Genomic DNA, 21,866 nt, shown 5'->3' with positions numbered 1-21,866 from the left:
GCCATCATGTTGTTGGATTCGATGTTTCGGGAAGAGAAACGCCGGGGAGCGAGGGGACGTTGAGATCCACCCGACGGAGGACGGGTTTCTTGCGTTGGCCATGCTCTTCGAACTCAACGACGCCCAACATTTCAAGTTCTTCGAGATTTCGGTGCACATCACGATAGTCGCGGTCGACGGTGGCCGCTGCTTGCCGGATACTCTCAGGGCGTTCGGAGACAATCTCAAAATCCTATCTGTGTGAGCGAGAAGTGCCGAAATTCACCGCATTCGGGCGGTTGTTCACTTCATGCTGTGGTGTCGTTGGAGAAAAAAATCCGGCAAAACGCCGACGTATATTACCTCGTCATTTCTGACAGATCGGCTGCGTATCAACTACGCGTATTGTTCCTCCATGGGGTATTTTTGCAGGGTGAACCGGACAACCCCATGCAGTGGGGGATCTGGCATCAACCCCATAGCACCTGACGGGACGCCGCTCTCTCTGGGGAGCGTTGGTTAACCCCGTTGGTTAAGAGACGGTCACTCACCGTCGTCGGGAGGATGCGACGCATCCTCCCCACCCCCGTCCTCGGCGTGTTCGCGACTCCGCTTTTCCATCCACGCCTCCGCGTGCTCATCGCCCGATATCAGCCCCGCGGTGAGCAACTGGGTCAACTGTTCGCGGGAGAGTGACGCCAAATCCTCACGGTCGGCTAGCGTCTCCAAATCCTCGGCGCGGTCGACGTCAATTGAAACGTTGACGTCGTTGTACGACACGCCCATGCGCGTCAGTGCGCGCCTAATTCCCTCCTCGATGTCGAGGGCGGTGAGCCACCCGTCGGACTGCCCCTCCCCCGCCACCTCGCCCTCGCGGTGGTACAGATAGAGCAACGTCGCCAGGCTATACATCCGCGCGTTGAGCGGCGGCGTTGTCCCCGAGTTTGACTCATACCCGTCGGGTTCGCTGAGTGCTTCGTCGAGGTCGTCGAGGGACATTTCGTTCACGATCACCGCGAGGTCGAATATGCTAACCTGTAGACGGTCACGAATTCGTCCCCGAAGCATCCGTTCGGTTGCACCTTCGACCTCGCGCTCTCCTGTCAGATACTCTCGCTGTGCGGTGGTGAGTATCGCCGCCGGGGGGTCGTCGAGATATGATTGATTCTCTACCATATAGGATCTGATACGGTGAATCATTTCATGCGAAGGGTTTAAGGTTACCGCTGTGATACGGAGAGGTAACGGATGGCACGAAAACCACCTCAAACCGATCGGACACGCCTTCCGCTTCGCTCGGAAACCCGCGACGACATTCTCCGTCCCCTTCTTCGAGGAGGCGAGACGTGGGACTCGTTGCTCAGGAAAATGGCCGAGCAGTACGATCCCGACGCGGCCGCGCGACGCGAGGCTTAACTCCGCGGACTGGGTTGTAGGGGCACGGCTACGGAGGATAGGCACACACGCCGCCGGGGACACCCTGCCAAGAGTTCCCCCGGCCGGCGTGCGAAGACCGCAACGATGCCGGTCACCAACCGGCTGCGGACGCGCGAAGGTGTGGGTTCACCCCCGCGTAGACGATGATAGTACGTCTGGTATACCTATGCGCTGCATGGGGATATATCTTGGCGTTTACCCTTCGTCTACTCCTTCCCGTCTGCCGTTTTCCTCCGCGAAAGTGGGGCTAGATCCCCGATATGAAACAAGCGATCTTTGAACGCGACGAGAAAAACGACGAAAACAACGACGGCGGCGACGGCGAGAAGGGCGTCGAGACGTGCGGTGTTCGTGACTGTCAGCCAACGACGGAACTCAAGCCCGTCTATTCCATAGACGGGCGCGAAGGTCAGACACTCTGTAGATATCACCGGAAGCACTACCAGGGGTGTTCCTCGTGAGCACACTTGCACGAGAGGAGCGGCCTCACCTTAGCGGTATCTCGGCGGCGAGTATGTCAAATATGATAGACAGTCATGAATCCCCACGGAAGAGGGAGGGATTTGGTCGAGTAGTTGGTCGATTTGGTCCCGTTTGGTCGGGTTCGACCAAATCGAAATCGCCACACAGCGGAGAAGTAAAAGAATATTTGGCCGATTTGGTCGATTCTCTGAGGAGGGGGGAGTGTGTGAGATACATTCCGCGAATCGCGGACGTCCGCTCGCACGTCCCTCCCCTCTCACAGATTGGACCAAATCGACCAAATTTCCTCTTACCCCGCCGCAGCATGGCGATTTCGATTTGGTCGAACCCGACCAAACGCCGACCAACTGCCGACCAACTGCCGACCAACTGCCGACCAATCGCCTTTCCCGTGTGGTCAAGGGGGGTGTCTCGGCATGAGTTGGGATCCTGACCAGTTGGAGACGCTGAAGGAGATGGTCCAGTGGGTGTGCTGGGGCTACCGGAAGCGCGACGGGAAAGACACGAAGCCACCGCTCTCTCCCGTCGAGGGTCATACGTTCGCAAAGAGTAACGACCCGAAGACGTGGGGGACCTACGAGGAGGCCGTCGAGTACCACGAACGGGAGGACACTAACACCGAGGGTATCGGGTTCATGCTCTCCGAACAGGACGTTATCGCCGCTCTCGACTTGGACGGGTGTGTCCACCCAGAGACAAAGGAGATTGAACCGTGGGCGGAGGACATCGTCGCCCGCGCAGACAGTTACACCGAATTTTCCCCGAGTATTACCGGCCTCCGCATCTTCGTCGTGGGCATTCTCCCCGGCGGCCGGAACAAGCGGAAGCAGGAGCGGACGCTCGACATGCCGGAGTGGGTCGTCGAGGAGAAGAACGCCGAGGTTGAGATGTACGACGACGTTCGGTACATGACTTACACCGGGGACCAACTCCCGGACACTCCCGACGACGTTCAGAAGCGCGCGAACGCCATCAAGGAGATTCACGCGGAGTATGTGGCCGACGACGAAGCGGACACGTCTCCGCCCGCACAGGCGGCCTCCCCGAACTCCGTTGACGTGTCGGCAGACGACAGCACCGAGTACACGAACGAGTTCGGAACGACGCTCGAACAGGTGCGTGAGTGGGACAACAAACTGAACAACCTTCTCACGCACCTCGAACCGGGGTTCCCGCTTCCGAACGACGACGACAGTCCGAGTGGATACGACTACTCGGCAGTCGCTAAACTCCTGTTCTGGCGGTTCGACGACCGCGACATAGCCAACATCCTCCGCCGGTACCGGAACCGCGACAAACTCGACCGCGACGACTACCTCCAGAGAACGATCGCAAACGCGCAGCGTAAGGTGACGGACCGGTGTGACCCACCACAGGACCGGAGTCCGTCGAAGATGCCACCGTCGGAGGCGAAGGTGGCCCTCGAAGCGATGCTCTCCCTGTACGAGGACGACCCGGACCGGGAAATGCAGCACCGGGAGAAGATATGGGAGTGCGTGGTGAAAATCGACGCGGACGACGTAGAGAACTTCGTCCCGCGCGTGGCCGACGTGCTCGACACGCGGGAGTACGCCGTCCAGAATCACCGTACGTTAGCGCGCCACGAAGAGGAGAACGGGCCGGTCGTCGTCGAGGACGGCAAGACGTGGTTCCTCTACGGGACGCCGCGACGGAAGTACGAACTCCTCAACTTCGAGTTAGAAGTGCTCTCGTACCTCAAAGTCGAACGTGGCCCGCTTCGCGCAGAACTCAAGGCCACGCTTGAATCCGGGGAGGCGTTCGAGAAGCCGATTGAACCCAAAGTGTTCAACCGAAAGGAGCGCTTCGACGACGAGATCCTCGGTGAATCGTTCGGGACGAAGTTCAACATCCCCAAACTCGGAGACGGATCGGCCCACGTCAAAGACCTCCTTGACGCACTGCGCATCTGGGTTGACCGACAGGACGCACCTCGCCGTCTCGGAGTTCAGCATATGGGGTTGCACGGCGACGAGTTCGCTCTCCCCGGTCGGACACTCTGCGCAGACGGGTGGGCGGAGGAATCAGAGACGGTGTACCTCGAACGCGAGATAACCCCGGAGAGGCTTGTCGAGATACAGTCGGATACGGCAGAGTACGATTCTTCGTCTGTGGCCGAGATACTGGAGACGGTCCCGTATACGCGCGACACCGAACGGTTACTCCCGGTCCTCGGGTGGTTCTACGCTGCACCATTCCGGCCTCTCGTTGAGGAGTTCACGGAGAGCGGTGAGTTCAACCACCTCAATGTCACCGGGGACACGGGAAGCGGTAAGACGACGACCCTCTCGTATTTGTGGCGGTGCTTCGGCATGGCCGGCGAACCGTTCTCGGTTGACTCATCGAATTTCGCCCAAGTGGCGACGTTCTCCTGTACGAACAGCATCCCCCTGTGGTTCGACGAGTACAAGCCAAGCGACATTTCGTCGTACCGTCTCGACTTCTTCCACAACCTCTACCGGAAGGCCACGCGCGGTGCCTTGGAGGTCCGCGGGAACGCGGACAAGACGACGGACGAGTACAAGATTGAACCCCCCGTTGTGGTTTCGGGCGAACAGTCGATACAGGGACCCGCGGAGCGCCGCCGGTCGGTCATGACCCAGTTCCGGACCGAAACGACCGACGCAGGCACAGAGACGGCGGAGGCGTACAAGAATCTCGTTGGCAAAGCCCGCGTCGACGGCGACGAATTGGAACTGGGGTCGGACGCCCCTAACCCGGCTGAGCACGCGCTGGCGTACTACCGATTCGTCACCGACTTCGACGAAGACCGCCTTCGCAGACTGTGGTACGACTCCCTCGAACACGCCCACGCCCGTGCGGACGCCCTCGGTGTCGTCGACGAATTGGACGACCTCGAAATACAGGGCCTTCAGACAGTCGTGTTCGGATTCAAGCTCTACCACGTGTTTGGGGAGCACGTCGGCGCGGACACGGAGAGCCTTCCGACGGAGGAGGAACTGAACGACGCTCTCGAATACGTTGTCGAGCGCATCGGCCCGGCGGGGAAGCGCAAGAGCCACACTGACCGGTTCATCGAACTGTTCGAGCGCGCGGTCGTAGCAGGGTACCTCGAACGGGGGCGGCACTACGAAATCGTGTACGAGTGTACGCCGCGAGAGCAGGTCCGCATCAACCTCCCCCGGTCCTTCGACGCTATCTCGAAGTACGCTAAGGACCACGACATACGGAGCGAGGACCTTCTGAACGCCCACAGCGACTACCGTGACCGCTTCCGCGAACTGGCCGAACAACCCGGCTCCTTCGTGAAGTGCACCGACCAGTACACCAAGGACATCTCTCAGTGTACCGGAATCTCGACGCTCGGGGCGATGAACGACCTCGCAGAGTTCGACCGTGCGTCTCTCGGACTCGACTCGATAGAAGGGGACGAGGAGAGCGACGAGGGGTCAACCGACGGTGGCGACGGAAACGGGGCGTCGGCTTCGGGAAGTTCGTCAGAGACACCGCAGGCGGCCGCGGACGGCGGTGAATCGGAGGAGGACGCGCCCACCTGGCTGTCGGCCCTTTGGGGGGCGTATAAGTCCCAAGAGGCGGGCGACGGCGTGAGCAAAACGGACCTCATGACCGCCCTCCAGTCGCGCGATTACGATATCTCCCGCGCGCAGATGTTTGTCGAGGACGCGGCGGAGAGGGGGTATCTCATGGAGACGGAGAAAACGGACGTCTTTCGGGCGATGGACAAACTCAAACGCCCGGAGTGAGGCCGCCAAACCCCCTCAGAAAAACACCCCATGCAACACCCCCCGTTCAGACAAACAAACACAACCCCATGGGTCCGGGGCGACCTCACTCGGCGGTCCCCGCTCAGAAAAACAATCAATTCCATGAACGTCGGCGGACCCCCCGCCGGTCATGCCCCTCTCTATCGGGCACCCTCGGGGCCGATGACCCTCTCGGCGAGGCCCTGGGTTCTGACTCTCTCCGACACCCGACGCCCGATGAACAGCCTTTCCGACCGACGATTTGCCGACTCTACTCGTAGAAACTATGACTACCCTCGCTTTCACCGACCTCTCCGATGCCCGTGAGTTCATCACCCGAGAACTGTGCGACGAATGTTTTGCTCCCGTCCTGAGACGCGCCCGTGAGTACGACGAAGCTGAAGCTGTGGTACTCTCGTATGGCGATACAAAGGGGACCTTCTACGCGAAGGGCCACCGGTTCCGTGAGGACGGAACAATTGACGCGGCGACGCCGACGGCGAACCCCTCGCCGGAGGCAACCACTGTAGACAATGCACTCTCTCGGCAAGAGGGCCGTGCTGTAAGCGGACGTAGCACCTTCTGTCAGTGTGGTGTCGACGTGCGCTCACGATGGCCCTCTGACCGAGACCTCTCTAACTGCGAACGGTACGAGACGTTCGAGGAACTGTGTGCGCAACTCCGACATCACGGAATTGACCTCGCCCCGCGTCGGGGGAAGTGGGTCATCTACGCCCGCAACAGGCAGGATTACATGGCCGGCCGCGACCTCGACGTCCTCGCTGAGGCGCTCTTCGTCGCCGCCGGGGCCTATCGCTGATATATTACGCCCCGCTGGCATACTACGTTATATTATTTTACCAATATATTTATTGTTCTAGCCTCCAAATAGTAGATCACGCGCCGTCGTCCGCGGGAGTGTTGGACTCAGCCGCGGTCGGCCCCACGTAGAGTGGGGTCCGCGTTTCTCTCATAGACACTGACACCCGACGAGAGCGGCGGCTGCATTTCCACTCATGCCCACTACAATCACCGTCGACGAACAGACCCGAGACGCGCTTTGGGAACTGAAACAGGGGCCTGGCGACTCCTACGACCGGGTTCTCCGCCGTGAACTCGGCCTCGACGCGGAATGATACCCACTCCCGCCTCTTCTCGACTACCTAATCATGTCACGTAAAACCCGACGTGAACTCGAACGCGCCATTGAGCGCCTTGAAAAAGGTACCGCCACCGACGGAGAACCGGCGACGCTCGCAGAGGCCATTAAGCAACACCAGGAGAAAGACGACGACAAACCCTCACGGACGCTTGCAGAGGCCGCAAAGCGACACGTCCGCCAGAACCCGGACGAATATTAAGCCCCCTGCCGATGACCCCACGGACGGGCGAGGTATCTGGAGATTCGTTCTTCGTTCAATCTGCGGTCGGTCTCAAAGACGGCTTCCTCGGCCTGAAGTGACGCCCCAGACGCACGAACACTCACCCTCTATCTTCTACTACTATGACGAAAGACGAACTCTTCGAACTGAAGCAACGCGCCAAAGACGCCGAACGCGCTGGCCTCTCCGCCACCGCCGAGTATCGACGCGACAGCCGGCCCTCAGTAATCGGACCTACCAGGACCGCGACGTTGGGGAGCGGCTAGTGCAACTCACTCGACGTGGCAAGTCACTCCTCGACGACGCGGACCCCTATGACCCGCTGGCCGACGGTCACCCTGCCGGTGACCACGCCGAATTGGGCCTTGAACTCAAACAGCGTGTTGGTGAACTAGAATCGGTGGTGGCGGCTGACCTCGCGGCGCAGGTCGAACAGTCCACCGGACACGACGGAGAATAACCCCATTTGACATCAGTTTACATTGACCCGAAATATTGACTACGCTTCGGCGGAAATTCCGGAGGATGAAGCCCCCGAAAACTATAGCTGGCAGGCCCGACGCGCCGAAATTCTCCGGCGCATCAAAGAGGCTGGCCACCCCGCGGCGTTAAATCAGGCCGAATTGGGCCGGGAGTTCGGTACCAGTCGCCAAAATATCAATAACGACATGGACGCCTTGGCTGACTACGTCGAGGACAACCTCGGCCGGCGACGTGCTCTGACGGCGAAATGTGTCTTCGACCGGTGCCTGGAGGGCCTTCTCGAACAGGAAGAATATGCCGCCGCCGCCCGGGTTGTTCGCAATCGGGAAGAGTGGCTGACGGAGCGCGAGGACCTCCGAGAACTCGAAGAGCGCATAGAGAACATTTCTGAGAAACAGAACCGGGCCAAATACCGATGACTACCAAACGAAGCTTAGAACGACGAATTGACGCCCTTGAGGAGACGGCAGACGGCGGCGACGTCGTTGCGACGCCCGCACTCTCGAAAGCCGAAAAGGACGCCCTCGACGCCGCTTTCGACCCAGCGAAGGACGCCCTGGACGGTGTCGGTGAGTGGCTGACGGGCACATACGGCCTGACGCCGGTAACCGAGGGGGGTGGCGAATGACCCGCCGCCGGACCCGCCAAGAGATTGAACGGCGGCTTGCCGCCTTAGAACCCGACGACGCTACCGACGACACGGGCGCGCCTCGAGAGATAACGATTCGGAGCGTCCAGGTTGACGCTGACGGTGAGTGTGTCGGCCAGGTGAGCGAACTACGGGTGACACAGTACCCCGACGGTACCCAGTCGTCGGAACGTGACACCTTCGACCTGCCGAACGATCGCCTGGAGGGTGAGCTGTGACCCGGCGCTTGCGTCGGTCGCTTGAAAACGAAATAGCAGACCTTGGGGACGAAGTAGGGGCGGACGAGGAGAACGTCTCACTCGTGAAGGCTATCCAGAACGTCTACGCGGAGGAACAGGCAGAGCGTGCTGAGGACGCTGAGGACGGGGAGGACACTGAAGACGCTGAGGACGAGGTGGACGAGACATGACCCGACGACGCTCACGCCGATCGCTTGAGAAGGCCGTCGAGGACCTCGAAGCCGACACCCCCGACAAACTCGGGGGGACGAGACATTTATCGGTGGGTTCGCGCCCTCGACGAAGAGGGGACCGACGCCGGCCGGCGGAGTTCTTCGACCTGGTTCAGGAGTGGACACCAGAGATACGGGAAATCCACGACACTATCACCGACCAGTTCCCCTCCCTCGCGCACGTCTCCCCGGCAGAGGCGTTTTCGCTCAGTTATATGCCCGAAGAGGTGACTGAGGTGGTCCTCGAGCTCTTGATGCGAGACCCCCCGACGCCTTCGCGGAGAAGCTTCGGAACGACCAGGACGACGACCGCGGTGTCTGACGCCGTGACGGATCTCTCTACATTCTATGCCACCGAATAAACACCTCGACACAGTCGACGTTGAAGAACTGATTAGCGCGGTGGAACTCCGCGCCCCAAAATACGACCTCCTCACGAACGCGCCTGCCAATGATGGGAGTCTCGTCTACATTACGGGGGCCGACGGGGATACGTCCGGCCTCTACGTGCATGACGGAACGTGGGTCGGTCCCCTCGGGAGTGGCAGCGGTGGGTCCTACACCGACGAACAGGCCCGCGACGCGCTTGCTGCCGCACTCTCTGGCGGAAACCAGATAACCGTCATGCACGACGATGCGAACGATGCGCTCACGGTGTCGTTCGACGGGGACGCTGATACCGTAGACGGCCTGCACCGTCAGGACTTCGCGTACAATACGCGGACGTTCCATATCGAAAGCAACGGAACGGAGGAATGGTTTAAGATATGTAAAATAACCGAAGACGGGAACTTCCAAGATGGGAAGATTTGGGCGCACGTCACTACTGCTACCCCGAACAACTCGCTCAAAACGAGGGAGTTCATCTTATCGGCATCTGTCGAGAGAACCGACACGACAGACCCCCGATGGAGAGCGTTCGGCGAGGGGCAACAGCGAGTCCACGCCGTCGTGACCAAGGACGCGAATAACCACTTCTACCTCTACATGAAGGCCCCCTCGTACTGTGACGCGAGGCTTGAGACCCGGAACGGGGCGAAATTCGGGTCGTACGACTTCCAAATGGAACTCACTGCGTCGGACGTACTCGGCACCGTCGTGTATAACACGGAGAACAACCCCCCGGACGCGGTCCACGAGACGGGCGTTATCCGTGCAAAACGACTCTACGACGCGGGCCAGCGCGTGCTCACGGATGCAGGATTTGAGAGTGAGACACCGGTCACGTTCATCACCGAGGACGTGCCGAACGCCGCGGTGACCCGACCCCTGATGTGGGACGGTGAGGCCCGCACCATCTACTGTTCGCCGAACGGGACGGCGGACGGTGCGGGGACGCAAGCCGATCCCATGACCCTCCAAGGCGTGGTTGAGTCACTCCCGCACTTCTACTCTGCCCCCGTCACGATTGACCTCTACACGGTGCCGAACGCGAACAGGGCGCTGCCGGCGGTCTACAATAACGGGCTGAACACGTACCGGCCGCCGATTATGGCGGGGACGACGACGACTGCGGACGTGGAGTTTCTCGGAAACCCCGCCGACCCCTCCCAAGTCGTCATGGAGAACGGCCTCAATTGGGCGGCTTATGGGAAGGGCGACAGTCTCGTGAATGGAATTCAATTCAACGCCAGCGTGCAACTGAACGGGTTCGTGACGCTCATGGACTCCACCGTCTACCAGAAAGGGACGTACGGTACCTCGGGCATCTGTCTCGGGACGAAGAAGGGGGTAATAAAGGTCAAAGGGAGTGTCATCGGCGAGGGGAACGTCGGGACGGCTATCAACGTGACCGATATGGCGAACATCGGTATCGCCGGGGGGAGTGTTGTCGCTCGGTCGGGGTCACACCCCCTCTCTGGCGGCCCAGGGACCAAATTCACGGCTGTCTCGGGGTGTTCGATGACCTCCGCAAACGGAGTGGACCCGGGCGCAGAGAAGGGCGTCGGCAACATGAGGGATACCGAGTTAGCGGGGACTATCCACGGTCAAGGGGTCGAGATTATCGACAATGGTGGCCGGCGTGCTATCCATCAGGGGAGCACGCGGGAAATTTACAAATCAGCCGTCTCGATCTAACGCTCCCGCGCTGTCTCTCTTACTAGCGACACTCTCCCGACCGGACGTCCGGCCACCGCGTTCCTCCTCTCTCTCCTCTCATGACCGCAGGAAACTCTTCGACCTTGACGCGCTGTAGGGGGACGCCGTGTTCTTCAAGAACAGTCCGAAATGAACCGGTGGCGGACATACTATCCCTAGAGACCGACACTCAAAGCACCTTTTTAGGGGTATAGGTATAGATACGCCCGCGGTTACGACGGAAACGGTGTGCGGCCGGGGTGAGCGGACTACTCGGCGTGTTTGTGACTGTGGATGTGTATTTCTACCGCCGTTCCGTCCGCCTCAACGGTTGCCGAGGGCTGATTGGGACCACTCCTGCCGTCGGTAATGGGAACGTCAGCTCTGTTGAAACCATCTGATGATGACAGGAATATCGTGCAGAATAGAGAGGGTGTATCTCTCACGGAGGCCTCGTTTATTTCGTTTCTTTGGTACTGAACTAACCGCTAAGTGAGTTTGCAAGTGTATCGCTGTGAGGCCCACCAGTTCATCGTCTACCGACAGGGACTACTTCCCTGCGAATGAGTCGAGAGCGTCACGCTTCAGTTTGGTCATGGTGTCGCTACCGGTATGTCCCGAATCCTCAACCACGGTTAACTCCGAATCGGACCACTGGCGATTCAACTCCCACGCCGTACCAAGTGGTGCGGCCAAATCGAAACGGCCGTGAATCAACACGCCGGGAATGCCAGCTAATCGGTCAGCGTTCTGCAACAGCACCCCGTCATCCAACCACGCCCTGTGAGCGAAGTAGTGTGCGGCGATGCGGACGAACGAGTGTTTCTTGTCTCTCGGCAGTCCACCGAAGACGTCCGCTGTTCCATCGAGTTCCTCGGAGATGACCGTATCCTCCCACGCGCACCACGCATCCGCTGTTCGCCTCCGAACCTCGGGGTCCGGGTCCGCCATTCGTCGAGCGTATGTGGCGATGAGTTCGTTGTCTTCGGCGTCTACACCTTCACGGAACCGTTCCCAAGCCTCTGGGAAGAATCGCGCCAATCCATGATAGAGCCACTCGATTTCAGTCGGTCGAGTGGTCGTGACCCCCGAAAGGACGATTTCAGAAACCCGCTGTGGGTGCCCCTCTGCGTAGGCCAGACTCAACGTGGCTCCCCACGAGCCGCCGAACAGCAACCAGCGATCAATTCCGAGATGTTCACGAAGCTGTTCCATATCGGCGAGAAGGTGGTCAGTGGTATTTTGTCGCATATCCGTCTCGGGGTCGCTGGCGGGAGGCTTGCTTCGGCCACAGCCGCGCTGGTCGAACAGAATGACTTGGTATCGCTCGGGGTCGAAGTACTGGCGGTGTTCGGGTGTGAACCCAAACCCCGGCCCACCGTGGACGACGAGGGCAGGCTTTCCATCCGGGGTGCCACAGGCTTCCCAGTAGATGAGGTTCCCTTCTCCGACATCAAGCATCCCAGTCTCGTAGGGGTCAGTTTGGGGGTACAAATCGGTCATCGCGCAAGTAGAGCGGGCGACAAGCGAACAAAGTTGTTCCGACAAAGCGCCGTGACTCGCCGATAAATACACGCTCTGTACTTACCGACTTGAGAGGCTCGTATCGAGTGTCGACCCAGTGACCGATACGCGCTCTGTATTCAGCACACCCTCGTCAAACTATCACCGATTGAGGGTTTCAACAGAACCGGAACGTCGTGTTTCTCCCCGCACGCTGGGTGGTGTCGCTCCCGCCGATCGCACTGTCGCACGCCACGTCGAACCGGGTGTTACACCGTTCGCGACTTAGTTCGGTCATGGCACGCGCTCCTCGCCGCGTGAGGCGATTGTGATAGCCGCCGACCGGTCGGCGTCAACGCTGCCGACGTGACACTCGGGGTTCGTACACCGGAACCGCTGTTCTTTGCGCTTCCCACGTTCGCCGCACCGGTGGCACTCCCGGGAGGTGCCGTCGGGGGCGACGTACCTTACCGGGATACCGGCCTCTTTGGCGCAGACAGTGAGCGCGTTCTGGAGGTCGGGGAGGAGCCATTCCCCGACGTGATTCGTCGAGGCACGGACCTCCCATAGCGGGCGTGGGGAGTATGACAAGTCCTCAAGGACGAGGACCGGGTTCGGGTGCGTCCGCGCCCACTCGACAGTCTGTGCGGCCGCGTCGAGGACCTGCGCGCGGAGTCGATAGTAGAACGCCGCCGTGAGTTGCGCTTCTCCGACGGTCGTCTCGAAGCCCGCGGCCCGGAGTGTGTTGACCGCCGTCGAGAGGTAGTCAAACACCTTCCGGGGGTCATGGCCTTCAACGACGAAAGCCCCCGCGGGATCCGCGTCGGGCGTGGTGGCCGCGATAAGCGTTTTCTCCCCGACGTCAACCCCGATGGGCGCCGCAGGAAGCGACGGCGTGACGGCCACGCCAGCGGCCTCTCGACGGGGGTCGCTACTTATTCGGTCATCGCCTCTAGCATTTCCTCGGGGTTCTCTAGCCCGAACCATAGCTGCACGCACGCCGCGACTCCGGCCTCTACGTCGCCAAACTCGGCTTCGAGAGCGGCCAGCGTGTCGTCGTCGAGGGCGTCGGTGGGGTTAGTCATCGTCACCACCCACGGCGTCACGGCGTGCCAGCACGTAACTGTCCGAGGAGATAGCGTCCTGGAGCGTGCCGAGAGTCAGACGCTCATTCAGCCCGCATTCCCACGGTTCGGTTCCGTCCGCGACGACGGCGAGTAATCTGAGCGCCGACGAACGCGAACGGGCGGGTATCTCTGAATCCTTAGTTCGCGCGCCGATCGGAATCGAAGACCCAGCTGATTTGATCGGTGACTTATCGTCTGCTCTCGGAAATCTCTGAACGGCCACGGAGATGAGCGAGTCGTGGACGGTCACAGTGGCCGGAGTGCAGGAACCCCGGTTAATCGTCCGGTTCGTCGTTCGAGGATCTCTGTGAGAGGGCTTGGACGGCATCGTTATCGACCGGAAGAAACGCTCGCTCGTCCCTCTCGACGATACGGCCGAGCGTCATCCACTCGGTCGTCCCCTCAGTTCCGCACTGAATGCATCGACCGGAAAGCCGCGCTTGGACAGAAGCGGCGTCGACGCCGATTTCGGTGAATCCCTCTGCGAGGAAATCGGTCACGTCGCAACTGCAGAACTCGGTTTCGGTCACTCGCCATAGGTTGCTGACTCCGAGTTTCCGCGTTCCGTTGACGCTCAACCAGGCACCTCTATCGACGAGGCGGAGAGACGTGGTCACAGACTCAATTAAGTGGGAGAACTACTGCCGCTATCGGCGGTTGCAACATTGACCGTTATTCCAGGAGCCATTCCGAGCAAACACCATCCGCTATCGACTGTCTTGCGTAGGACGATGAATCTCGGTCATGAATACTTATCTGATCATCATATTGAGACGATCTACTCTACAAAAAATGCCGAGCAGAATACCTAATGAAGAGACCGGTCTATTGATGTCTATGAGGCCTCCCCAATGAAAGTTGAATTCGATCGAAGTACCTGTACAGGGATCTTCAACTGCGTCCACGAGTGGGAACAGTTCGTCGAAGACCGCGATGCGGGAAAGGCGTCACTCGTAGGTAGCAAGGAGGTTAGCTCAGACTTGTACGCTCGAGAGATTCCCGAGGACGAGGAGTTCGAGGCAGAGATGGCCGCACGAGTCTGTCCCGTAGATGCGATTACAATCTATGACGATGAGGGTGAACAAATAGTTCCGTGAGGTGACAGCACGTCGGAGAGACGGCTATCAAACGGCGTTCGGTCGCTCTCTCTTGCGAGCGAGAACGAATAGCGCGACGCTATCCACGTTCGCGGACGGCGAAATATCGTGCGACCCGTCGAAGTGAACGATATCTCCCGCCTGTATTCGGTGTGATTCCCCGTCAAGGCGTAACTCAAGTTCACCCGAGATGAGATAGAGAATGATCTCCCGGTCGGGATGACTGTGTGGCTCAACCTGTTCTCCCTCGGAGAGGGTCAGTCGTACGGTTTTCGGTTCGTCGGTCGGAAAGATGTTAGCGTGCGGTGCACCTTCGAGTTGATCTATCGATTCAATCGTCACCATTGTACTGTCAGCATCCGATTCAGCCACTGCATCAGTGTCGATCCGATCGGAAAGCGGCCGAGGACTGGGTGGAACTGAAGGGGAGTTGGCGCTCGTGAGCGCTCAGGTATCGGCCTCCACTTCACTCAGTTGTTTGACGAATTCTGGGTCCCGGTGGTCAGGGAACAGCGATTCAGACTCATTTAGCTCCGAGATCGTGTTCATATCTTCATTACTCAGTTCGAAATCGAAGATATCGAAGTTCTCGATGATCCGCTCCTCATGGACTGACTTGGGGATTGCAACAATTCCTCGTTGTATCAGCCATCGAAGAACGACCTGTGCAGTCGATTTGCTATACTGCTCGCCGATCGAAGCCAGCACGTCGTTCTCGAAGAGGTTGTTCCGTCCTTCAGCGAACGGCCCCCAGGACTCGTGCTGGATCTCATGGCTGCTCAGGAACTCAGTGTCTTCTGTCCGCTGGTAGAAGGGGTGTGTCTCGATCTGATTGACTGCGGGGACGACCTCATTGTGGACGATCAGGTCGATCAAGCGATCCGGGTGGAAGTTGCTAACTCCGATAGCTCGAATCTTATCTTCGTGGTAAAGGTCCTCCATTGCCTGCCATGATCCATGAACATCACCGAAGGGCTGATGGATCAGATACAGATCCAGATAGTCCAGTCCCAGTCGATCGAGTGACCGTTCAAACGCCCGCTTCGTGCTTTCGTAGCCAGCATCCTGTATCCAGAGCTTCGTGGTGACGAACACGTCCTCTCTCGCCACATCGCTCGTCTCGATCGCTCTGCCGACAGCCTCTTCGTTCTCATACCCGGCCGCAGTATCGATGAGACGATACCCGGTACGGAGCGCTTCGGAGACACTTCGTTCACATACTTCGAGATCATCGATCTGATACGTACCGAATCCGAGGATCGGCATTTCCACGTCGTTATTTAGCCTGACGGTTTCCATTTCTACATTTGAATGTAGACCGCACGCCATTTGGATTCGATGCTATTCTAAAACCCCATTTAAGTCCCTTCGCCTAGCCCGAACACCCCTCCCTAGAGCGTACCGGATAGCACCATTTGAGTAGAGACTCAGGAAGTGGTTCAAGTACGGAAATACATATCGATATGACAATACTTGCGGGGAAACAGTGATAGTCAGATAGACATTGATTCTAGTAGGTTTCGGATTCAGTAGGTCGGGAAGATACTGTCACGTCGAAGGGTTAGTCAGCGATGGCTGTGTCCCGATCGTCGACGTGAGTAACCGGCGCTCCCCTCGGCGAAGAAGATTCGACATGGAGGGTTGAGAAATACCCATCTCCTCAGCCAAGTCGCTGGCCGTGGTCTGTCGGGGATTATCGTAGTACCCGCGAGACATAGCGAGCGCCAGTGCCTCGTATTGCCGGTCAGTTAGCCCGTACTGTGAGTGTTCATCTGGGGACGGAGAATCCTGCGTGATCGAGATAAGATCGACCCGAATGCCATGCTCATCGCAATGATTCCGCATATTATTGAACGACTCATAATCCCGAAAAATCTTCTTTTCGTACCATCCCTCCGGAATGATAGTCGTCGGTTCTATTTGTGCCTTAGCGAACCGTCCGGGAACGAACGCCTCCGAAACAATATCCTCCAGTTTGACGTCGAGCTGATAGACGTCCCTGCCGCCCTCGCGTCCAAGGGGGGTTGTCCCTACTACTTCATCGAGAGCAATGAGATTATCTTCGGTAACACCATCAGCTGGGTCGAGATGGACGACGAACACCCGAGAGTCCCCTCCATGACACAGGCCGTGTTCACACTCGAGTTGATTGGATGGTAACGATTCTGCGAAACTAACGAACGGAAGCGAGGGTGAACTGACGATGAGTTCCGCAGTAACTGTCATAGGATGTAGGAGACGCTACTCAGACTTAATCCTCTAGATCGGTACAGCCAGTGCCGACTTATATGCAATCATATTCTAGTGTCCCTGATCATCTAATTTAAAATCGACTCTTCCGATCTCTTCGCCGCTTGCTTCGTCTTAATCGGAAAGGTGTCGGGATTCCACGTCTACTGCGATCTTCTCCGCGGTATCACGAAGAGAACGACGGGTGCAATCTTAACGAACAAACACTCTTTGCTTGTACTGATTTAGTTAACCCAGAAACGTTCGCCCATCTTGACAGCGTCGAGGACGTAGCCGAACGGTCTGAGAAGGAGGGAGTCGGGTGCTACAGAGCGGGAACTTCAATGGCGCGCCGCACTGGTATTTCGACACACGAGACCAGTTGAACGGCATGATTTCCGAAACGGCGACGAACCTCGACGCGTTTCCTAAACCCGACGACACGTATCCGGACGAGTGAATAACACACAGAACGAGAGGCAATAATTGGGTCGGCGATTCGAAAATGGAGGTTTCGGGCTGTTGTGACGCGCTCATCGCGAATCGAATTCACTGACACGTTACCGTCAAATCGCCGTACAGTGACGGTTCAACGCTCGTATTGGCGCTTTTTCTCCCCGATTATCGGCGATTCTTCCATCTTCGTCTGGAGCCACGACCAGCAACGAATCCCGAAGATCCACTCGGGCCACGTGAGTTCACGACGTCGCTGGCTGTGCTCCGGAAACCGTCGGGTTTCGGTCATACTGTAGTTTACCAGCGCGACGAACACGATACCGCCGAGGGTGTTCCCGAGGACGACCGGTACAAAGAAGTCGGTGAACGCCGCGACGAACGCCACTCGCCCTTCGAATACGAGGTAGAGAACCTCGCACGCACCAACGATGCAGTGAAAGAGGCCCGCGACGGGAATCAGTATCATAATGATGTAGACGATGAGGAACCGCGAGAGGGTGTCCCGCGCCGCGTGTGCCAGCCAGACCATCGTTGCGACAAGACCGCCGGCGAACGCGCCCTTGTAGAATAGCGCCGACCACGAAACGTCCATCGCGTGTTCACCAATTGCCGAAGCGGTCTCGGCGATGGCTGGGTCGAGCACCGCGGTGTTGGCGAAGAGGAACGCGATGACCCCAGCACCGGCGACGTTCGCAGCGAGCACGATGGCCCAGAGCCGGAGAAGCTGTGGGAGGCTTGCGAGCCGCGTCAACACCAGTGTGACCGGCGTGAGTGTGTTCTCCGTAAATAGTTGGTAGCCTCCGAGGACGATGATAATGAACCCGACCGGATACAGCACGTTCCCAATCCCCATCGGATTCTGGGGATACGCTGTGGTCAACGCCGCTCGCGCGAGAAACGCCGCACCGACGCTGAGCCCCGCGGCGAGCCCGCTGAAGAAAAGCAGTCGTGTACTGCGTTCGATGTCTTCGTCCGCCGTCGCCGTGATGCGCTGGTAGATTTCGTCCACGGAGAACCGGTCCCGAACGGCTTCGCCGGAAGCAGGCGCACCACGACGGGACCGGTCGAACGTTTCCCGAAACGCCTGGTCTTCGACTTCGATGGACTGTTGGAGGTCGAGGAAGCCACCCACGTCGGCGATTTCGGCGAGCAGCGCATCGATCTCGAGCGGCCCGTCGTACCGCGTTCCGTTGATGAAGAAGGTTGGCGTCCCGTTGACGCCACTCCGGACGCCACTCAGGAAGTCTTCATGAATGCGTTCTTCATACACGCCGGCCGTCAGTTCTTCCACGAAGGCGTTGACGTCCAGATCGAGCTGTTCGGCGTAGCGAACGAGGTCGTCTTGGCCGAGCGCGTCTTGATTCTCGTAGAGGCGGTCGTGCATCTCCCAAAACCGTCCCTGGACGCTGGCGGCTTCGACCGCTTCCGCCGCCTGCTGGGCGTGGGGGTGTTGTTGTGTCAGCGGGAAGTGTCGAAATACAAGTCGAAGACGAGTCCCCACTCGATTTAGAAGTCGTCTGACAATTGGATAAATATCACCGCAGTAGGGGCACTCGAAGTCGCTGTACTGAACGAGCGTTACCGGGGCATCGTCCGGTCCACGAACGTGGTCGCGGTCGCGTATCGGCTGTGTCAATGTCGGTGTTTCGGCTCGACTCATGTGAATTTCTCACCGCGTACAAGAACCCGTGAGACGGGGACGCCGAATCACTGGACTACTCGCCACCTATTGCACAGTTATGCGTCCTCTGGGTCGGATTCGCGTTTCAATCAACCCTTCGCCAAGTGACACGATAACTCTTTCTCACGGTCGGTCGTGGCGAACGTCGTTGACGAAAAGGGTCAGCGTCCCGTTCACTCCGCTCCGAATCCCGTGATAAAATTATCGTGAACGTGGTCAGCGGCAGTCTCTTAACTCTACTTCTGGGGTCTCCGCTGCAGTAGATGAGCAAGAGGAAGGCACCCGGAATGAGATTGGTCTGCAGTAGCTAGCTCAAGAGTTGTGAGCCAACATTTTCGACTCGAAAACTGGACTTGACTATTCGCCTTCCAGAAGTCCCCGTGGTGTCGTCGAACAACCCCATCTTGCTACGTGTTCCCGTTCCCTCTCCACTTAAACCACTGTTAGAACGAGTCTCTACGCAAATTACGCAGTCGTACTGATCGGCTGATTCTTCCTCACCGACGCTGCAAAGGAACGTAGCCCATCCTTTATCGTTTAGACACTCGCATTCGGATATCCTCGGCAGGCCGCAGCGTCGTCGCCATATCTAATTCAGGATCAGGGTCGGACAGGAGCTCAAACTCGGTCGACTGAGCGACAATCGGGAGAATCGTTTTCAATTCCAGCATCGCGAACCGCATTCCGATACAATGGCGTGGCCCCCCACCGAACGGGAAGTATGCATAATCCGGTAGTGAATCCTCAAATTCTTCCGTCCAGCGGCTGGGATCGAACCTCTCAGGGGCGTCGTACCACCGCTCATCGGTGTGGATGTAGAACTGAGGGAGGGTGAGCCTCGTTCCTTTTGGAATCCGGTATCCACCGAGTTCGGTGTCTTCGGTGACCTTTCGAAACATGATGAACGCTGGCGGGTACAACCGAAGGGACTCTTGAATCACCTGCTCGGTGTACGAAAGGTTGTTGAGGTCCCCCAGTCCGGGCGCTCCGCCACCGAGGACGGAATCGTGCTCCGTGTCGAGGCGTTCACGAACCGACGGTTCCTTTGCTAGTTCGAGGAATGTGTAGGTTAGCGCCAACGAAGTGGTCTCGTGGCCAGCGAAGAGAAAAGTCACCATCTGATCACGGATTTCCGTCTCGGACATGGTATTCCCATCGTCATCCTCGGCAGCCAACAACAGCGACAGCAGGTCGTCGTACTCATCTGCCCGTCCGCGCCGTTCGTCGATAAGGCCGTCGACGAAGGATCGAAATTCTGAGAGAACCCGTTTGTACTTCCGGTTCTTGGGCGTTGGAACCCACATCGGCAGGAAAGTCGAGATGCCGTCGATACTGCCTCGGTCGTTGAGCGTCTCAGCAAACTCGGTCACGATATCGGACCCCTCACTCAACTGTAGGTCGAACAATGATCGAGTCAGCACGTCGAGTGTGAGCTTCGAGAACGCTTGGTTGAGAGCTATCTCCTCGCCGTCGTCCCAACCGTTAATCATCTCTGTGGCACCCTGTGCCATCGTGTCACCATAGCTCTGGATCCGCTCAACTGTGAAGGCGTTCTGGATCGTCGTTCGTTGGCGGCGCCACTGCTCACCATCAGTCAAAAGGAGGCCCTCTGGGGCGAACTCCCCCCCGAAATCTTCGAGGCCCCATTTGGCGTACCGCTCATAGTCGACCATCAGCACGCGTTCGATAAGTTCTGGGTGAAGGACTGTACAGAACTCCATCCAGGGGAGGCGATAGCCAACAACGCTACCGTACTCGCTCAGTTTATCATAGAACTCCCGAGGGTCCCGGATGAGCGAGCGGGCATTGCCAACTACCGGAAGGCCGTCTGGACCAGGAGGTGTCTTCGAGGGGAGGTCTTCATCGACTCTCGCTGACCGACCCTCGGAAGGGTCACTGGATTCCGGACCTAGATTGGACATAATAGGGTAGTGATCCACTGAGTGAACAGAGATTTCCCCGATATATTTCGCCTGTTTAAGTACTCAGAACGTGATATCGTAACGATTCACGATGCGTTACCTACACGTCAGACTAAACCAGCCAGCGTGGATGCGACACCCAATGCAGGATTTCCTCATCACCTCGGACACAATGAACCGAGCAGAACTGTATGCGTGGAACCTCTCCCGAGAAGACGTACAATTCGCTCTTTTCTACATTAACGGGGATATAGACACCTATCACGGCCGCATCAACGACGTAGATTCGATTCAGTGGTGCGAACTCACTCCTATCAACGAAAATTGCTTTTATTCGTACGTCTGTCAGGAGTATACGGAGTCTGAGACAGCGTTTTTTCAGGCATTCGCTGAGCTAAGCCTCGTTGTTGTTCCTCCCCTTGTGTACAGCGCTGAGGGTTGGCTCGATGTGACTATCGTAGGGAGAGATGAGGCGTTGTCGAAATTGGTCGATGCACTTGAGCGACGGGCAGGCATCGAAGTTGACGTTCGAGAGATTGGTACGTACGACCGCCGGTTAGGAACAGTGATAGGCTGCTTGACAGAGCGCCAGTTAGATGCCATGGAAACTGCGACCGAGATTGGATACTACTCAGTGCCGCGTCAGGCATCACTGTCGGCCGTTGCGGCAGAACTCGGGGTGGCTAACTCGACCGCTTCAGAACTGTTGCGGCGTGGCGAATCACGTCTCATGTCTCGATTGATCGGTTCGTCCAACTAATCACGTTCCCTGAAGTAAGTATCAGACGTCGCTCGTAGTTTTCGACAGACCTAGGTGGGGATGCGCCAAAAATGGGGTTTACTCGCACGGTGAGTCGCAGGTGCTACTTCGAAGAGAAGCAAGGGGATCATCAGGAGTGGGCTGCAGGGACGGCAGAAGAAGCGATTGCGCGCTTCTGGCGGAATATATTTGGCGGCTGTGCCACCGCCAGATTCCACCAGAGCGACAGCAGATGGGGGACTCGGACTCCAAGAAGTAGTCCAACGACAACTCGAGTCTGCACGAATGCTAATCGACGAAACCGGTCTGGTTGTAGCTACCTCGTCTAATAGCCTCCTTCGGGACAGAGATACGGAACACCTTGCTGAATTCGCACGAGAGGACGATGAAGCGTACTGTGCCGCT

General features: G+C 58.2%; 24 protein-coding genes. 12 read left to right on the top strand and 12 right to left on the bottom strand.

Going from position 1 to position 21,866, the window contains the following annotated elements; genetic code table 11:
- Window positions 1-4: 4 nt before the first annotated feature.
- Window positions 5-223, bottom strand: a complete 219-nt coding sequence (locus ACZ522_RS20305; RefSeq protein WP_464391838.1) for an HVO_A0114 family putative DNA-binding protein — start codon at window positions 221-223, stop codon at window positions 5-7.
- Window positions 224-522: 299 nt separating this feature from the next.
- Window positions 523-1,155 (bottom strand): hypothetical protein, encoded by a 633-nt coding sequence (locus tag ACZ522_RS20300; RefSeq protein ID WP_379692214.1) that lies wholly within the window; start codon window positions 1,153-1,155, stop codon window positions 523-525.
- Between the two features lie 521 nt (window positions 1,156-1,676).
- Here ACZ522_RS20300 and ACZ522_RS20295 point away from each other — a divergent pair.
- The 10 genes from ACZ522_RS20295 to ACZ522_RS20250 all read left to right on the top strand — a co-directional run bounded on the left by ACZ522_RS20295 (window position 1,677) and on the right by ACZ522_RS20250 (window position 10,686).
- Window positions 1,677-1,877 (top strand): hypothetical protein, encoded by a 201-nt coding sequence (locus ACZ522_RS20295; protein WP_379692213.1) that lies wholly within the window; start codon window positions 1,677-1,679, stop codon window positions 1,875-1,877.
- Window positions 1,878-2,315: 438 nt separating this feature from the next.
- The gene (locus tag ACZ522_RS20290; protein ID WP_464391834.1) at window positions 2,316-5,642 is read left to right on the top strand and encodes a hypothetical protein; all 3,327 of its coding nucleotides are present in this window, start codon (window positions 2,316-2,318) and stop codon (window positions 5,640-5,642) included.
- Window positions 5,643-5,928: 286 nt separating this feature from the next.
- A complete protein-coding gene (locus tag ACZ522_RS20285; protein WP_379692321.1) occupies window positions 5,929-6,462 on the top strand; it encodes a hypothetical protein in 534 nt (177 codons plus the stop codon).
- A 349-nt stretch (window positions 6,463-6,811) separates the two neighbouring features.
- Window positions 6,812-7,003: a hypothetical protein gene (locus ACZ522_RS20280; protein WP_379692320.1), complete on the top strand. Its 192-nt coding sequence runs from the start codon at window positions 6,812-6,814 to the stop codon at window positions 7,001-7,003.
- A gap of 503 nt (window positions 7,004-7,506) precedes the next feature.
- Window positions 7,507-7,926 carry a hypothetical protein gene (locus ACZ522_RS20275; protein ID WP_379692319.1) on the top strand — a complete coding sequence of 140 codons (420 nt, stop codon included), beginning with the start codon at window positions 7,507-7,509 and terminating at the stop codon, window positions 7,924-7,926.
- The gene (locus ACZ522_RS20270; RefSeq protein WP_379692318.1) at window positions 7,923-8,135 is read left to right on the top strand and encodes a hypothetical protein; all 213 of its coding nucleotides are present in this window, start codon (window positions 7,923-7,925) and stop codon (window positions 8,133-8,135) included. Before ACZ522_RS20275 ends, ACZ522_RS20270 begins: the two co-directional genes overlap by 4 nt.
- Window positions 8,132-8,374 (top strand): hypothetical protein, encoded by a 243-nt coding sequence (locus ACZ522_RS20265; RefSeq protein ID WP_379692317.1) that lies wholly within the window; start codon window positions 8,132-8,134, stop codon window positions 8,372-8,374. Before ACZ522_RS20270 ends, ACZ522_RS20265 begins: the two co-directional genes overlap by 4 nt.
- On the top strand, window positions 8,371-8,565 hold the full coding sequence (locus tag ACZ522_RS20260; protein ID WP_379692315.1) for a hypothetical protein: 195 nt from the start codon (window positions 8,371-8,373) through the stop codon (window positions 8,563-8,565). Before ACZ522_RS20265 ends, ACZ522_RS20260 begins: the two co-directional genes overlap by 4 nt.
- Window positions 8,562-8,969 (top strand): hypothetical protein, encoded by a 408-nt coding sequence (locus ACZ522_RS20255; protein ID WP_379692313.1) that lies wholly within the window; start codon window positions 8,562-8,564, stop codon window positions 8,967-8,969. The genes ACZ522_RS20260 and ACZ522_RS20255 overlap by 4 nt, the downstream gene beginning before the upstream one ends.
- Window positions 8,956-10,686 carry a hypothetical protein gene (locus ACZ522_RS20250; RefSeq protein ID WP_379692312.1) on the top strand — a complete coding sequence of 577 codons (1,731 nt, stop codon included), beginning with the start codon at window positions 8,956-8,958 and terminating at the stop codon, window positions 10,684-10,686. Before ACZ522_RS20255 ends, ACZ522_RS20250 begins: the two co-directional genes overlap by 14 nt.
- 549 nt (window positions 10,687-11,235) lie before the next feature.
- On the opposite strand, the gene pip is transcribed toward ACZ522_RS20250, so the two are convergent.
- The 5 genes from pip to ACZ522_RS20225 all read right to left on the bottom strand — a co-directional run bounded on the left by pip (window position 11,236) and on the right by ACZ522_RS20225 (window position 13,933).
- Complete coding sequence (gene pip / locus ACZ522_RS20245) at window positions 11,236-12,189, bottom strand: prolyl aminopeptidase (protein ID WP_379692311.1); 954 nt, start codon at window positions 12,187-12,189, stop codon at window positions 11,236-11,238.
- Window positions 12,190-12,483: 294 nt separating this feature from the next.
- Window positions 12,484-13,095: a zinc ribbon domain-containing protein gene (locus tag ACZ522_RS20240; RefSeq protein ID WP_379692309.1), complete on the bottom strand. Its 612-nt coding sequence runs from the start codon at window positions 13,093-13,095 to the stop codon at window positions 12,484-12,486.
- A 29-nt stretch (window positions 13,096-13,124) separates the two neighbouring features.
- Window positions 13,125-13,274, bottom strand: coding sequence for a hypothetical protein (locus tag ACZ522_RS20235; protein ID WP_379692308.1), 150 nt, complete (start codon window positions 13,272-13,274; stop codon window positions 13,125-13,127).
- Window positions 13,267-13,566: a hypothetical protein gene (locus ACZ522_RS20230; protein WP_464391833.1), complete on the bottom strand. Its 300-nt coding sequence runs from the start codon at window positions 13,564-13,566 to the stop codon at window positions 13,267-13,269. Before ACZ522_RS20230 ends, ACZ522_RS20235 begins: the two co-directional genes overlap by 8 nt.
- A 25-nt stretch (window positions 13,567-13,591) precedes the next feature.
- Entirely contained in the window at window positions 13,592-13,933 is a 342-nt protein-coding gene (locus tag ACZ522_RS20225) for a DUF8134 family protein (protein WP_464391832.1), read from the bottom strand.
- A gap of 234 nt (window positions 13,934-14,167) precedes the next feature.
- Between ACZ522_RS20225 and ACZ522_RS20220 the strand changes: the two genes are divergently transcribed.
- Window positions 14,168-14,413: a ferredoxin gene (locus ACZ522_RS20220; protein WP_379692303.1), complete on the top strand. Its 246-nt coding sequence runs from the start codon at window positions 14,168-14,170 to the stop codon at window positions 14,411-14,413.
- Between the two features lie 27 nt (window positions 14,414-14,440).
- Here ACZ522_RS20220 and ACZ522_RS20215 read toward each other — a convergent pair whose 3' ends face one another.
- The 5 genes from ACZ522_RS20215 to ACZ522_RS20195 form a co-directional block, all read right to left on the bottom strand.
- Window positions 14,441-14,758, bottom strand: a complete 318-nt coding sequence (locus tag ACZ522_RS20215) for a cupin domain-containing protein (protein WP_379692302.1) — start codon at window positions 14,756-14,758, stop codon at window positions 14,441-14,443.
- A 102-nt stretch (window positions 14,759-14,860) separates the two neighbouring features.
- Window positions 14,861-15,712: an aldo/keto reductase gene (locus ACZ522_RS20210; protein ID WP_379692300.1), complete on the bottom strand. Its 852-nt coding sequence runs from the start codon at window positions 15,710-15,712 to the stop codon at window positions 14,861-14,863.
- 249 nt (window positions 15,713-15,961) lie between these two features.
- On the bottom strand, window positions 15,962-16,639 hold the full coding sequence (locus ACZ522_RS20205; RefSeq protein ID WP_379692299.1) for a helix-turn-helix domain-containing protein: 678 nt from the start codon (window positions 16,637-16,639) through the stop codon (window positions 15,962-15,964).
- 592 nt (window positions 16,640-17,231) lie between these two features.
- Window positions 17,232-18,758 carry a formate/nitrite transporter family protein gene (locus tag ACZ522_RS20200; RefSeq protein WP_379692297.1) on the bottom strand — a complete coding sequence of 509 codons (1,527 nt, stop codon included), beginning with the start codon at window positions 18,756-18,758 and terminating at the stop codon, window positions 17,232-17,234.
- A 551-nt stretch (window positions 18,759-19,309) separates the two neighbouring features.
- A complete protein-coding gene (locus ACZ522_RS20195; RefSeq protein WP_464391831.1) occupies window positions 19,310-20,719 on the bottom strand; it encodes a cytochrome P450 in 1,410 nt (469 codons plus the stop codon).
- Window positions 20,720-20,843: 124 nt separating this feature from the next.
- Here ACZ522_RS20195 and ACZ522_RS20190 point away from each other — a divergent pair, with 124 nt between their 5' ends.
- A complete protein-coding gene (locus tag ACZ522_RS20190) occupies window positions 20,844-21,461 on the top strand; it encodes a helix-turn-helix domain-containing protein (protein WP_379692294.1) in 618 nt (205 codons plus the stop codon).
- Window positions 21,462-21,866 lie beyond the last annotated feature (405 nt).

The sequence above is a fragment of the Halopelagius fulvigenes genome, assembly GCF_055398025.1.
Note: the sequence above shows the minus strand (reverse complement) of the source record. Positions and strands in the feature narration are given on the sequence as shown.